Genomic DNA, 13,622 nt, shown 5'->3' with positions numbered 1-13,622 from the left:
ACTGCAGACCGTTCCCCCGCCGCGGGGTGCTCGTCCGGGTGATCCCCGGTCGCGCCGCGCGCGTGTCACCTCGTCGGCGAGCGGATCGGTCCCGTCCGCCGGTACGGCCGACGCCGGCACCGCGCTGCTGCTCCCGCTGTTCGTGCTCGCCGCGATGCTCGGCGGGATCTGCTTCGTCGGCCGCTTCCCGCCCGAGGCGCTGCTCGCGGCCGGCGACGAACCCCCTTCGCGCACTCCCCGCCCGCGGATGGCCGCACCGGAACGGCCCAGACCGGCGCCGAACACCGGCCACGACGCGCCGTTCCCCGTCGCCGCGTCCGCGCCGGCCGAGACGGGGCTAGACGCTGCGCACGGTCGCCGCGTCGGCGAGCTCGCGCAGCACTTCGCGCGCGTCCTCGGCGACCGGCGCGACGGCAAGGCCGGCGAGGGCACGCGTGGCGAGGTCGGCGATCATCGCCTCCACCTCGGCGAGCGCGCCGGTGTCCTCGATCACGGCCCGCAACTCCTTGACCCCGGCGTCACTCAGCTCGGGATCCCCGATCAGCGTTTCCAGCGACTCGGCCTGCCCGGCGTCGGCCCGCTCGCCGGCGAGCGCCAGGAGCACGGTCCGCTTGCCCTCCCGCAGGTCGTCGCCCGCGGGCTTCCCGGTGAGCCCGGGATCACCGAAGACCCCGAGCACGTCGTCACGCAGTTGGAAGGCCTCACCGAGCGGCAGACCATAGGCGGAGTAGGCCCGCAGGGTGTTTTCGTCGGCACCGGCGAGCGCGGCGCCGACGTGCAGCGGGCGCTCTATCGTGTACTTCGCGGACTTGAACCGCATGACGCGCCGTGACCGCTCGACCGAGCCGCCGCCCATCGCCTGTTCGAGTACGTCGAGATACTGGCCCGCCATCACCTCGGTACGCATGACGTCGAACAGCGGCTTCGCCGCCCGCAGCGCCTTTTCGTCCACGCCGCTCGCGCCGAACATCTCGTCGCACCACGACAGACACAGGTCGCCGAGCAGGATCGCCGCCGCCGACCCGAAGGACTCTCCCGAGCCCACCCAGCCGGTTGCCCGATGCAGCTCCTCGAAACGGCGGTGCACCGCGGGCTTGCCCCGGCGCGTATCACTGCTGTCCATCAGGTCGTCGTGGATCAGCGCGCTGGCCTGGAGCAGTTCGAGCGAGGCCGCAGCCCGCACGACCGCCTCGTCGTCGGCCGACGGTCCCGCGACCGCGCGCCATCCCCAGTAGCAGAATCCGGGCCGCAGCCGCTTGCCCCCGTCCAACACGAAGTCGCTCAGCGCCGCGGTGACCGGGACCATGCCCTCGCCCGCGGCGGCCAGCACGCCGGCCTGGCGGTCCATGAACTCGCCCAGCGCGGCGTTGACGCGCTGCCGCAGGCCGTCCCGGTCCAAGGGGTGTACGGGGAAGGAATCGGCAGCCATGGAGTCTTCCGTCGAGGCGATCAAGAATCGGTGAGGGATACGGGGCAGCCTAACTTGCGCCCGTCTTCCCCATGCGGAGCAGGCTCCCCGTCACGAACACCGCCCAGGTCGCCAGGCACCTCACCCGAAGCCGGCACCCTCCCCACGGCCCACGAACTCCTCCCGGCCACACTCCTCACCGCCACACATCACCCCGGAACCATCACCCAAGCGCCGGCCCGCCACCATCCAACTCCCACCACGCCGCCCGACCGCCGCAGAAAGCCACCCCCTCCACCTCCCACACACCGACGCGCGCTTCCCGGCTTCCGCCGCGCCGCGCCGGCCCGCACACACCGACGTGCGTTCTTCGGCCGCCGCCGCCCCGCTTGCGCCGCGCCCGCCTGCCGTCCTCGCTTGCGCCGGGCCCATCAGCCGCCCGACGCATTCCGCGATTGCGCCGCGTCGCGCCGGCCCGTAAACGCCGACGTGCGTTCTTCGGCCGCCGCCGCCCCGCTTGCGCCGCGCCCATCAGCCGCCCGACGCATTCCGCGATTGCGCCGCGCCGTGTCGGTCCGTACACGCCGACGTGCGCTTTCCGGCTTCCGCCGCGTCGCGCCGGTCCGGACACGCCGACGTGCGTTCTTCGGCCGCTGCGGCCCCGCTTGCGCCGCGCCCATCAGCCGCCCGACGCATCCCGCGATTGCGCCGCGCCGTGTCGACCCGTACACGCCGACGTGCGCTTTCCGGCTTCCGCCGCGTCGCGCCGGCCCGTACACGCCGACGTGCGTTCTTCGGCCGCCGCCGCCCCGCCGATGCCCCGTCCGCCAGCCGCCCACGCATCTATCGCTTGCGCCCCCGTCCACCAGCCGCCCCACGCATCCCGCGATTGCACCGCGCCGCGTCCGCCCCCACACACCGACGTGCGCTCTTCGCCTCCCTTGCACTACGCCCACCCGTGCGCTCTCCGGCCGCTACCACCCCGCCGCCCCGCCCGCTTACCGCCCACGATTGCGCCGCGCCCCCCATCCGCCCACACATCCCCTCGCTTGCGCCGCCCCCACCAGCCGCCCCACGCATCGCGCGAATGCGCCGCGGTCATCCCGTCACGCCTCCGGCCTCCACGTCCCTTCGCCCCTCGCTCGCGGCGGCTTTCGCTCCTTCCCGTGGTCCCGCCGCCACCCCGCGCCCACGCGTCTCCCGGGAGGGCCTCCCGCGCGCCCCGACGCAACCCGCGCACCCGACGCAACCCACGCGCCGCGGTACATCCACCCGTCTCGCGGAATGGAAAGCCGTGTTCGGGTGAACACGCGACCGCTAATCTGCAGACATGTCTCCAGGCGCCGCATCCACCCAGACCGGTCGAACCCCTGTCATTCGCGATCTGATCGCGAACGGCAACAGGTCCTTCTCGTTCGAGTTCATGCCGCCGAGGACCGAGAAGGGCGTCCGCACGCTGTGGGACGCGATCCGCCGGGTCGAGGCGCTCGCCCCCACCTTCGTGTCGGTCACCTACGGCGCGGGGGGCTCCAGCCGCACGCACACCGTCGACACGACCGAGCGGATCGCGACCGAGACCACGCTCACCCCCGTCGGCCACCTCACCGCGGTCGGCCACTCCCGCGCCGAGCTGCGCAACATCATCGGGCAGTATGCGAACGCGGGCGTGCGCAACGTGCTGGCCCTGCGCGGCGACCCGCCCGGCGACCCCAACGGCGCATGGGTCGCTCACCCCGACGGCTTCACGTACGCGATCGAGCTGGTCGAACTGCTGCGCGCCTCGGGCGACTTCTGCGTGGGCATTGCCGCGTTCCCGGAGATGCACCCGCGCTCGACGAATTGGGACGAGGACATCCGGCACTTCGTGGCCAAGTGCCGTGCCGGCGCCGACTACGCGATCACCCAGATGTTCTTCGACGTCGACGACTACCTGCGCCTGCGCGACCGGGTCGCCGCGGCCGGTTGCGACATTCCGATCATCCCCGAGGTGATGCCGGTCACCAGCGCCGGCAACCTGGTGCGGATGGACGAGCTGAGCGGGTGCGCGGTGCCCACCGAACTCGCCGAGGGCGTCGCGGCGGTCAAGGACGACCCGGCGGCGGTCCGGGCGATCGGCGTCGAGTTCGCGACCCGGATGTCCGAGCGGCTGCTCGCCGAGGGCGCGCCCGGCCTGCACTTCATCACGCTGAACAAATCCACCGCGACCACCGAGATCTACCAGAACCTCGGATTGGGCCAGCAGAGCTGACCTCCCGGCCACCCCCGTCGGCCGGTTCACCCTTTAAGGTCGAGCCAGCAACCGGCGATGGAGGGGACGAACCGTGCAGGTCGGCCTGGTGGTGCTCTACATCCTTTTCGTGCCCATCGGGTTGTGGCTGCTGACCGAGGTGCTGTGGCAGCACGGTGCCCCGTTCCGCTACCGCCTCCTCGCGTTCATCGGCTTCCTCGGCGTACCGGCAGGCATCGCCCTGCACAACCCGATCGTGATCGGCGTCGGCATCCTCTGCTTCGCCATCGGCCAGTTCCTGACCACCCGCTACGTCCGCGCGGCCTACCACCACGGCTGGACGATCACCGGCAAACGCCCAAAGGGCCGCCGAGCCAAAACCCGCTGACAAGCAACCCCCACCCCGGCCACGCCGGCCGAACCACCCCGAAAGCGTGCCCCTCGAAGGGGCACACTCCGGGTTTTCTCCCACTGGAGACCGAAAGGTCAGGCGCCGCTCTTCAGCGCCGAGACCAGCCTCGACCAAGACACGGAAGCAACGACCAAACGACCGATGCCGGGATCCTTGCTGTCACGAACAGCAGTACTCGCCGTCCAAGGTGCCACTTCTACGCACTCGGAATTGGCGCTGCTGTAACTGGATTTCCGCCACTGGACAGAACTAGTCCGAGGCACTTCGCTTACCTCCTGACTTGAGAACGAAGGGTCAGACGCCGCTTTTCAGCGCCGCGACCAGTCCCGACCAGGACGCGGAAGCCACGACCAAACGACCGACGCCGGGATCTTTGCTGTCACGAACCGGCACAGCGCCCGAGAACGTGTCAGCGACTTCCACGCAATCGTTGGTGGAACCGCTGTAGCTGCTCTTGCGCCATCCGGACAAAGCAGTTTCATGCGAGCGCACTATTCACCCCTATCAAATTGCGAAATCGCAGCACGGATCGCCGCTATCGACGCCTTCGGATTCAATGCAGCGGACCTCAACTTGTCATAGACAAGTGTGTAAAATTCCGTCTCGCCCAGCGTTTCCACATAAAGGGAGCTGGTGAGGTTCTCCAGGAAGACGACATCGCCGTCTGCGGGCAGTGGAAACTTGAAGATCACGAACGGGCCCGACATGCCCGCGTGAGCGCCCACAGCCATGGGAAGGATCTGGAGCTCGATGTTGGGCGACTCGCCCACTTCGAGCAAGCGCTCGAGCTGGTCCCTCATGATCTCGCGACTGCCGACCGGGGTACGGATTGCCGCCTCGAAAATGATGGCTTCAAATCGGGTGACCGGGCTTGTCTTCGCGAGAACGTCCTGTCGTGCGGCGCGGACTTCGAGTAGAACCTCAAGCGTGGCCGGATCGATCGCAGCAGGGTTCGAGGCGTGAACCGCACGCGAATAGCTTTCGGTTTGAAGCAACCCGGGGATCAGGATCGTCTGAAAGGTCCTGATGTGGGTTGCTGCCGCTTCGAGGTCGATGAGATCTGCATAGGCAGAGGGAATCGCCGGGCCGTACTTTTGCCACCAACCCCGCTTGGCGCCCGACTTGGCAAGGGCTTCAAGGAATGCCTGCACGTCGGCATCGCTCACTCCGTACAGGGCCAGGAGTTCACGAACATCGCGTGCGCGAACGCCGGAGCGACCGTTCTCGATACGACTGATCTTGGTCTTGTGGCACTCCAAGCGGAGGGCGGCATCGTCCAGCGTTGCCCCGGCAGCCTCGCGGTGCCGTCGTAGTTCGAGGCCCAAGCGCCGTCTACGGACCGTCGGGTTCTGCTCGATCGGCACGGCCCACCTCCTGTTGTGCCATCAGTCTGTCGCGCCGCGGGGCGACAACGGTACCGAAGAACAGTGAGTGCAACGTGGTGAAGTACAGCTGTTGCATTTTCTCCACTCCAGGTGCACGCTACGGATAGCGACGTGATCAGCACACAGTGCTGTAACCGGTGAGGCTGTGGCCTGCTGCCCGGCCGCTTCGTCGCGTCTGTTTCCAGCAACCTGGAGGCGAAAGAACGTGCTTCGACAGCAAGACGAGCGGGTCAACGCAAGTGGCGCGGCATGGCTCAGTTCGGCCACCCGCGACCCTCGTGCCACCCGATATGTGTGGTCGATCGACCCGGGTGCGCGTCAGCCCGTCGACACCGGCCGAATCTTCGACGCGGTGGTGATACGCGCGAATCTCGGCGCGGTCGTGCTCCAGGCCCTCATCGCGGCCCAAGTGCCGCTGGGCGCGGTCGTGTCTGCGTCGTACGCCGACAAGTGGGCCTACCTGGTAGGCCCCGGCAGTGGCGACGCGTGGCGCTCGACCGTAGGCCCGCCACCCGCCCCGACCCGGATCGGCTGGTACCACTACATCGGCCCGCACGGCTGCCTGACCGTCCCGGGTCCATTGCCGCACCCGGACACCTCGATGCGGTGGGTCGCGCGCCCGGGACTCGACACGAACCTGACATGCCTCACTTCCCTCGCTCGTGCCTACCTGCAAGCCGTTCCGACAGCGGCGGGGCCCAACTGAGCCCCGACTGCCTGCAGTCAAGGGTGGGTTCGGCTTCGTATGAGAGAGGGCCGGACGCGTGGCGGTCCAGGCTCGACGCTCCGTCGCCCCATCCAACGGCACGACTGAGGAAATCCGTCGTCGTTCGCGAATCGGAGGGGCAGGCACGGGCCGAAGCGGCGGCCCGCCGACAGTGACTCTTCGCACCTCGATCGTCGCAGTGTGATGCCTCCGTAGTACAGTCACCAACCAATCACGGACGGGGGCGTGTGGTGATTGACGATGCGGCGGACCTGCCGGCAGAGGTCGCAAAGCTCGCGGCGGGGGAAGGTGATCCACCCGCGCTGTCGGCCGCGTTGCGCGGCGCGCGGCTGTACTGCGTGCGGCCGGAGTATGTCGGTTTCGAGGCCCTGGGTGTGCCGGGCGACGGCATGATCCCGGTGTTCACGTCGCCGGAGGAACTCGTCCGGTGGACCCGCCGCGAGACACCGTGGTTCGCCATGACGGGCGCGGAACTCGTGGCGCAGTTCCCCGACGGTTACGACCTCGCGCTGAACCTGGCCGGCGAGCATCCCGTCCGCCTGCACGCGCGGCTCTGGCGCGGCGAATCCATTGCGGAAACCGACCACGGGGGAATCGATGGGTGACAAGGACGGCGACGGGTTCGTCGCCGACGCGACTTACCTGCGGGACAGCGCCCGGGAACTGTCGGAGGCGATGTTCCCGATGCGGCAAGTCGCTCAGCAGCGAGACGAGTTGATGAGCCGATTACAGCAACTCGGCACGCAGTGGCCGTCTTTCGCACAGCAGTCCCAGAACATCCTGGACGAGACGACCAAGATCATGGCGGCCGCGGTCGCGAAAGGCGAGAGTTTGGCGATCGGCCTGTTGACGGCGGCGGAGGGGTACGACGAGGCGGACCGAGCCGCGCAGGAGGCCGTCACGCCTCCAGGAGGGCCGCCGGCCCCGCCCGCGTCGACGCCCGATCCGAAGGAGACGTCGGGGCCGCCTGCCCCGACGTCCGATCCCGAGGAGACGTTGCCGACACCGACGCCGGGCAAGTCGCCCGAGCCGAGCCGGTAGGGGGAGCGAGTCATGGGCATCGAGCCGGTGGCGTTCGACGAGTTCGGCTTTCCCAGCAGTGACGACGCCAGGGTGTGGGTCCACGGCGACTGGGAGGTTCTACGCGATACGGCGGACGCGTTCGACCGGATCAAGGTCGAAGTCGGCCAGGCGCAGGACCGGTTGAAGCCGCTGGAGAAGAAGGAGATGTGGCAGGGCAGCGCCGCGGAGGGGTTCGTCAAGGACGTCACCACCGTGCGCGGGGTACTGGAACTGCTCGCGGACGAACTCCCGCCGTGCGCCGGGCACATGCGCCAGTTCGGCGAGACGCTCCGCTTCGCGCAAGGCGAGTGTGCCAACGACCTCATCCCGAAGGTGCGCCGGGCGGAGGCGGCTTCGCGGGCGCATGACGCGGCCGAGGCGCAGTACAAGACGGCCAAGGACCAGTGGGAGACGGCCAAGAAGGCGGGAGCCGACGAGTCCTGCCTGCCACCCAAGCCCACCGACCCCGGAAAGAACCCCGGTAAGGGCGACCTCGAAGACGCACACGAGCAGTACCAGCGGGTGTGGAAGCGAGTCAGCGACGACGAGGCGCGGCGGATGCTCAAGCTCCGCGAGCACCTGGACCGCTTACAGAACGTCCCGGACCTGCGGGGTGAGATCAAGACCTTCGTGAAGGAGTTCGTCAAGGGCGCGATCACGGGCACCTGGGATCTCGCCTCCGCGGCGTTGCAGGTGAGCCCAACACGCCTGCTGACCGACCCGGCCGCGTACTTCACGGACATGAAGAACACCGCGACGTCCTTCTACGACCTGGCCACGCACCCGGCCCAGTTCAAAGACCTGGCTGTGCAGTCCTGGGAGGATTTCCGGGCCAACCCGGGCAAGTTCCTCGGCGAGCAGGTTCCCAACCTCGCGCTCAGCGGCGGGACCGCGGCCGGCCGGAAGATCCTGACACCGGCGGAGAAGCTCGAAAAGGACATCGCGAAGAAGGACAACCCGGGCTGCCGGGGCGCGGACGGGTGCACGCGCGAGGGCGAGCCGATCGATGTGGTCACCGGCGAGATGGTCCTGACCCAGACCGACGTGACGCTCCCCGGCACCCTGCCGCTCGTGTTGGCGCGTCAACACCGCACGGCGTTCGACGGCGGCCGATGGTTCGGGGAGCACTGGGCGTCCACGCTGGACCAGCACCTCGAACTCGGCCCGGAATGGCTCAGGTTCACTGCGGCGGACGGCATGCGACTGCGCTACCGCGCGCCCCGCCCGGGGGAGCCGACCCTCCCCGTCGGCGGATACCGCTGGCCGCTGGAATGGGACGGCACCCCGACCGGCGCCTTCACCGTGACCGACCCGCAGCGCGGCTGGACGTGGTCCTTCGCCCCGTTACCCGGCGTCGCCTCACGCCGAATACCGGTCCGCAGCCTTCACGACCGCAACGGCAACCGGATCGACTACGCCTACGACGCCAACGGCGTCCCGTGCGAGGTCGTCCACTCGGGCGGCTATCGAATAGCCGTCGATACGGAAGCCGGCCTGATCACCGGCCTGCGCCTGCTTAACGCCGACCCGGAGACGCACGCCCGGACGGAAGACCAGTCGAAGTCGATCCGCCTACTGCGCTTCGGCTACGACGAAGCGGGCGACCTGACCTCCGTCACCAACTCCTCGGGCAAACCCCTGCGCTTCACCTACGACACCCGACGTCGCATCACGTCGTGGACCGACCGCAACAACACCTGGTACCAGTACGAATACGACGAGGCGGGCCGCTGTGTACGCGGCTCGGGCGTCGACGGCTTCATGGACAACACGTTCGCCTACGACCCGACCGCCCGCGTCACGCGGATGACCGACGCGTTGGGCGCGACACGCGAGTTCGAGTACAACGACTGGCACCAGGTCATCCGGGAAACCGACCCTCTCGGCAACACCACCCACACCGAATGGGACGAGTACAACCGCCGCATCGCCGTCACCGATCCACTCGGCCACACCACTCGGCATACGTACGACCCGCAAGGCAACCCGACCGCGGTGGTGCGTCCAAACGGTACCTTCGCCATCGCAGACCACGACCCGACGTTGTGCAAGCCCACGACGATCACCGGGCTGGACGGTAAGCGTTGGACGTACTCATACGATGACCGTGGCAACCTCCTCACGATCATGGATCCGCTCGACGCCGTCACCACTTACACATACGACGACGCTGGTCACCCGATTTCATCGACGGATGCGGTCGGTCACACGACCCGGATGACTGTCGATGCCGCCGGGTTGCCCCTCACGCTCACCGATCCACTCGGCGAGACAACGTCGGCGCGACGGGACGCCTTCGGTCGAATATCAGCTTCGAGCGACCCGCTCGGCAATACCACTTGTACAGCCTGGACCGTCGAGGGCAAGCCGGCATGGCGCGAGCGAGCCGATGGCGCTCAGGAAACGTGGACATGGGATGCCGAAGGCAACCTGAAATACCACCAGAGCACTGCGGGCAACGTCACCCGCTTCGAGTCCGGTCAACTCGACCAGCCATCCGCGCGAACCGGTCCCGACGGAGCACGGCTGGAGTTTCGGTACGACGCCGAGGCCAGACTTGTCCAAGTCACCAATCCGCAGGGTCTCGCGTGGAGTTACGACTACGATGCGGCCGGCCGCCTGATCTCGGAAACCGACTTCAACGGGCGTACACTGATATACCGTCACAATGCGGTCGGGCACCTGATATCACGGACCAACGGTGCAGGGGAGGAAATCACTTTCGAGCGTGATCCGCTCGGTGATATCACCAAGCAGGTCCACACGGCCACCGGCCGAACGGCGACCTTCACCCACGACGCCGCAGGCCGCCTCGTACGCGCGGTCAATCCTGACGTCGATCTGCTGCTCCAGCGCGACGCGATCGGCCGCGTCATCGGCGAAACCAGCAATGGCAAGGCCGTTGCCAGTTCCTACGATCCGGGCGGGCGCCGTACTCGTCGTACGACACCTTCGGGGCAAGTCAGCGAATGGACCTTTGAGCCTTCGGGGCGGCCGAGTGCGCTGCATAATGCCGGTCACACTCTGGAGTTCTATTACGACCGTTCCGGACGCGAGGTGGCGCGGCGCTTCGGCGAAAAGGTGACACTACTCCAGGAATGGGACGAAGCCCATCGCCTGACCACACAGACGACGCGTGTAGGCGAAGAGCTCGACAAGATCACTGCGGCATTCAGCCCGGAATTGGCCCCGGCGGAGACATATCGCCGCACGTACAGTTATCGCGCGGATAATTATCTCACTGCCATCGATGACACGGCCTCGGGCGGGCGCGCCTTCGACTTGGACGAGGTCGGTCGCGTTACGGGTGTGCATGCCCGGGGTTGGACTGAGCGCTACGCATATGATCACGCGGGCAACCTCACCGCCGACAGCTGGCCAGGCCGAAGCACACGCACCCAGGGTGATCGCGAGGTTGGCGGCACGTTGCTGCACCGCGCGGGGCGGACGAAGTTCGAGTACGACTCTCAAGGCCGCATGATCCGCAGGTTCCATCGCACGCTGTCCGGTAAAACCAAGTCGTGGACTTTTCGGTGGGACGCGGATGATCTCCTCGTCGAGGTGACGATCCCGGATGGCACCGTATGGAAATACACTTACGATCCGCTCGGCCGGCGCACTGCCAAACACCGTGTAGTCGATGCTCTAAATCGTGCGGACGAGGTTTTGTTCACTTGGGATGGAACCCACCTTGCGGAGCAGGAAACTGCAGGGGTCGCGACGTCCTGGAACTATGCCCCGGGAACTCACAGACCTCTGACCCAGATCGCCGTGCAAGCCGATGTGGACACACAGTTCTTCGCTATTGTCACCGATCTGATCGGTGTCCCTCTTTGGTTACTTGCCGAAGATGGGACCGCTTGCGGCCAATCTTTCGAAACCGTCTGGGGAATGACGGTCCAATCCACCGATGGCCTGCGTTGCCCGCTGCGTTTCCCAGGCCAATATCGCGATTCCGAGACCGGCCTCGCCTACAATTTAAACCGCTACTACAGCGAGGATACAGGCAGATATCTCAGTCCCGATCCGCTCGGACTCATACCTGCACCCAATCATCATCACTATGTACATAACCCTACGGTATGGTCTGACCCGCTTGGATTGGCGCCGGACTCGTACGGTTCAAACGAAGAACCCCCCTCCGTCGACCCGCCGGGCCCAACCGGGGTAGCCAATCCGGACGCACCACAACCGCTCGGGCGCGGAAGTACCGGGCGTACGGAACCGAATTCCCTGGCGGAGCAGATCGCGATGCGCCAGGCGATGTCGAACCCGGCTGCGGGTCGCCCACTGCCTTTCCCGATGACGGATCCGCGTTGGGAAGGCAAAGACGGCTGGGTTAAAATGGCCCAGAATGTCAACGGAATCGAAATTCACTACACCTACAACACCATCACACGACAAGTCGACGACTACAAATTTAAGTGACGAGACCATGAAACTGCGGTGCGTTTACCCGAACGATCGTGTCGGCCCTAGAGCGTTGAGTGGAAATTTTTACACTCAGGAGAACGAGGATCTGATCCGCGTGGGCCATGTCTACCGGATCTTCGGTATGGCGTCTTACGGTGGCGATCTACTTGTCCTTGTGCGCGACAGCACTCAAAAACCGAACTGGTATCCGGTGCAGTTGTTCGACGTGGTCGACGATTCGATTCCCGCCGACTGGAGGTTCGGCCTGCGAGATGGCGGCGAGCGCGGGCTGCAGGCGGTCTGGGGATATTCGACGTTGGTTCAGGATGTCAACCACTACGGGGGCCTCATCGAGCGAGAGCCGGAGGCACTGGAAACCTTCTACCAGGAAGCCGGTCCCTACCACGAACCGGATCCGTACTGAGGGGAACCCGGCTACGCAAAGGACTTCAGTGTCGAGGTACATCTGATGTGAGAGGCGGATCCGGTTGATGGCGCCAGTAAGGGCGAGTGGATCGGATCCACCTTCAACCCAAACGCCTGCCGACGGGATACAGGATGGTTCCACCGATCCGAGGACGAAGCGTGGATTATCCGAGGCTTTTCGAGCGTGTCAGCGCCCATCCGAGAGGGTTTGGGGTCGATGAAACCTACCAGTCGGTCGCAGCTTTCGTGAACGGTTGCGACGGGGGCAACTCGTGGCAGTTGCTAAACGGCTTCAGGGAATGGCTGGTCATGGAACTCGGGTACGGGTCCAACCTCCCTTGGCAAGGGCTGGTCCTGAAGCTCGCGCTTCCGGACAGGGAGCGAACCTCGATCTACGAGGCGCTCGAACCCCAGGTCGACGAAGTCGTCAGGGCCAAGCTCTTCGAGTTGCTGGAGGAGTTCTGGCGGTTCCGTGAATCCTGCGGCCTGGAGCGGATCTACTTCGATTACCGTGAATTCCTTGGGAAAGACTTGCGCGCATGAACATCGTGGACTATCCGAAGCTCTTCGACGCTGCCCGAGAAGACCCTGAAGGGCTTGGGATCGAAGTTTCCTATCAAGCCGCCACCGCGTTTTTGGTCGGCTGTAATGCAGGTAACTCGGGGCATTTGCTCGATGGGTTCAGGGAATGGCTGTCGATGAAGCTCGGCTACGTTTCCGAAGGTGCCTGGCCGGAGCTGGTCCTACGAATCGCGTTCACGTTCCCGGAGGATGGTCGGGTCTCGATCTCGGAAAGGCTCGACCCCGACCCCGACGCCGATGCCGCAGCGAGAGCGAAGCTTTTCGAGTTGATCGGTGATTTCTGGGAGATCCGAGGACCGCGTGGGCTGCCCGATATCTTCTACGACTACCAAAGTTTCCTTGCACGGCAACCCGGGCAGCAGGTGCCGTAGTTCATGACGTCTGTCGAAGCGCGCGAGGCCCCGAAAGCCCGGCGGGTGCATTTTTCGGTGGTGAGTTCGTCGGTTTCTCTCGATGAGATCCTGGCGGGCTTGCCGGTTTCGCCGGACGAAACTTGTCGAAAAGGGGAGGTTTCGTCGAGGTCGATTCTGCGCAGGGCTGCGCGGGAGAGCGTCTGGATGCTGGCGGAGGAGGGGGATGCCGCTGCGGATGTCAGTGCGCTTCTGGAGTCGATGCGGGCGAGATTGAGCGCGATTCGTGAGCAGCTTCTCGTGCTGAGTGGGTCGGGATGTTCGATGATCTTGAGCGTCGTTCAGTGGATGTCGCCGGATGATCCGACCGGGCCTGGGTTTGTGGTCGGGCCCGACCTGATGCGGTTGCTTGCGGAATTGGGGGCGCCGGTGGACGCGGATCTTTACGTCGGGGGCGAGTAGAGGGGACGCGGTGTGGGTGCGCCGGTGATTGGCGGCCGGGGCGGGTCGGTCAGGCTCGGCCGATGAGGTCGGCGACCAGGGCGGCCGACATGCCTACGCGGGTCAGGCCGCCGCCCGGGTGGGCGCTTGCGCCGACGGCGAAGAGGCCGGGGATCGCCGAGCGGTTGG

General features: G+C 66.4%; 14 protein-coding genes. 10 read left to right on the top strand and 4 right to left on the bottom strand.

Annotated features, from left to right (window positions below):
• Positions 1–337: 337 nt before the first annotated feature.
• Positions 338–1,429: a polyprenyl synthetase family protein gene (locus tag GT354_RS46560; RefSeq protein WP_161363681.1), complete on the bottom strand. Its 1,092-nt coding sequence runs from the start codon at positions 1,427–1,429 to the stop codon at positions 338–340.
• A 1,309-nt stretch (positions 1,430–2,738) separates the two neighbouring features.
• On the opposite strand from GT354_RS46560, the gene metF reads away from it, so the two are divergent.
• Together metF and GT354_RS46550 are read left to right on the top strand one after the other, a co-directional pair.
• A complete protein-coding gene (gene metF / locus GT354_RS46555; protein WP_161363679.1) occupies positions 2,739–3,656 on the top strand; it encodes a methylenetetrahydrofolate reductase [NAD(P)H] in 918 nt (305 codons plus the stop codon).
• A gap of 73 nt (positions 3,657–3,729) precedes the next feature.
• Positions 3,730–4,023, top strand: a complete 294-nt coding sequence (locus tag GT354_RS46550) for a hypothetical protein (protein ID WP_161363677.1) — start codon at positions 3,730–3,732, stop codon at positions 4,021–4,023.
• A gap of 98 nt (positions 4,024–4,121) precedes the next feature.
• On the opposite strand, the gene GT354_RS55335 is transcribed toward GT354_RS46550, so the two are convergent.
• From GT354_RS55335 to GT354_RS46535, 3 genes are read right to left on the bottom strand one after another with little or no spacing between them, the layout of a single operon-like run.
• A complete protein-coding gene (locus GT354_RS55335; protein ID WP_161363674.1) occupies positions 4,122–4,310 on the bottom strand; it encodes a DUF397 domain-containing protein in 189 nt (62 codons plus the stop codon).
• Between the two features lie 31 nt (positions 4,311–4,341).
• Positions 4,342–4,539, bottom strand: a complete 198-nt coding sequence (locus GT354_RS46540) for a DUF397 domain-containing protein (RefSeq protein WP_346012489.1) — start codon at positions 4,537–4,539, stop codon at positions 4,342–4,344.
• Complete coding sequence (locus GT354_RS46535) at positions 4,539–5,411, bottom strand: helix-turn-helix transcriptional regulator (protein ID WP_161363672.1); 873 nt, start codon at positions 5,409–5,411, stop codon at positions 4,539–4,541. Before GT354_RS46535 ends, GT354_RS46540 begins: the two co-directional genes overlap by 1 nt.
• Positions 5,412–5,637: 226 nt before the next feature.
• Here GT354_RS46535 and GT354_RS46530 point away from each other — a divergent pair, with 226 nt between their 5' ends.
• The 8 genes from GT354_RS46530 (at position 5,638) to GT354_RS46495 (ending at position 13,454) form a co-directional block, all read left to right on the top strand.
• Positions 5,638–6,138 (top strand): hypothetical protein, encoded by a 501-nt coding sequence (locus GT354_RS46530; protein WP_161363670.1) that lies wholly within the window; start codon positions 5,638–5,640, stop codon positions 6,136–6,138.
• 248 nt (positions 6,139–6,386) lie between these two features.
• On the top strand, positions 6,387–6,764 hold the full coding sequence (locus GT354_RS56935) for an SseB family protein (RefSeq protein WP_161363667.1): 378 nt from the start codon (positions 6,387–6,389) through the stop codon (positions 6,762–6,764).
• Complete coding sequence (locus GT354_RS46520) at positions 6,757–7,200, top strand: hypothetical protein (RefSeq protein ID WP_161363665.1); 444 nt, start codon at positions 6,757–6,759, stop codon at positions 7,198–7,200. The genes GT354_RS56935 and GT354_RS46520 overlap by 8 nt, the downstream gene beginning before the upstream one ends.
• A gap of 12 nt (positions 7,201–7,212) precedes the next feature.
• On the top strand, positions 7,213–11,649 hold the full coding sequence (locus tag GT354_RS46515) for a DUF6531 domain-containing protein (protein WP_161363663.1): 4,437 nt from the start codon (positions 7,213–7,215) through the stop codon (positions 11,647–11,649).
• A 100-nt stretch (positions 11,650–11,749) separates the two neighbouring features.
• Positions 11,750–12,058 carry a hypothetical protein gene (locus GT354_RS46510; protein WP_161363661.1) on the top strand — a complete coding sequence of 103 codons (309 nt, stop codon included), beginning with the start codon at positions 11,750–11,752 and terminating at the stop codon, positions 12,056–12,058.
• Positions 12,059–12,219: 161 nt separating this feature from the next.
• Complete coding sequence (locus tag GT354_RS46505) at positions 12,220–12,603, top strand: hypothetical protein (RefSeq protein ID WP_161363658.1); 384 nt, start codon at positions 12,220–12,222, stop codon at positions 12,601–12,603.
• Complete coding sequence (locus GT354_RS46500; protein ID WP_161363657.1) at positions 12,600–13,013, top strand: hypothetical protein; 414 nt, start codon at positions 12,600–12,602, stop codon at positions 13,011–13,013. Before GT354_RS46505 ends, GT354_RS46500 begins: the two co-directional genes overlap by 4 nt.
• Before the next feature lie 3 nt (positions 13,014–13,016).
• Positions 13,017–13,454, top strand: coding sequence for a DUF4279 domain-containing protein (locus GT354_RS46495; RefSeq protein WP_161363654.1), 438 nt, complete (start codon positions 13,017–13,019; stop codon positions 13,452–13,454).
• The last annotated feature ends 168 nt before the right edge of the window (positions 13,455–13,622 follow it).

The sequence above is a fragment of the Streptomyces sp. SID3343 genome (assembly GCF_009865215.1).
GTDB lineage: Bacteria > Actinomycetota > Actinomycetes > Streptomycetales > Streptomycetaceae > Embleya.
This window is presented reverse-complemented; position numbering and strand designations above follow the sequence as displayed.

Coding starts and splice junctions, on each gene's coding strand:
- GT354_RS46560 (WP_161363681.1), bottom strand. CDS start 1,429: ATGGCTGCCGATTCCTTCCCCGTACACCCCTTGGACCGGGACGGCCTG.
- metF (WP_161363679.1), top strand. CDS start 2,739: ATGTCTCCAGGCGCCGCATCCACCCAGACCGGTCGAACCCCTGTCATT.
- GT354_RS46520 (WP_161363665.1), top strand. CDS start 6,757: ATGGGTGACAAGGACGGCGACGGGTTCGTCGCCGACGCGACTTACCTG.
- GT354_RS46515 (WP_161363663.1), top strand. CDS start 7,213: ATGGGCATCGAGCCGGTGGCGTTCGACGAGTTCGGCTTTCCCAGCAGT.
- GT354_RS46500 (WP_161363657.1), top strand. CDS start 12,600: ATGAACATCGTGGACTATCCGAAGCTCTTCGACGCTGCCCGAGAAGAC.
- GT354_RS46495 (WP_161363654.1), top strand. CDS start 13,017: ATGACGTCTGTCGAAGCGCGCGAGGCCCCGAAAGCCCGGCGGGTGCAT.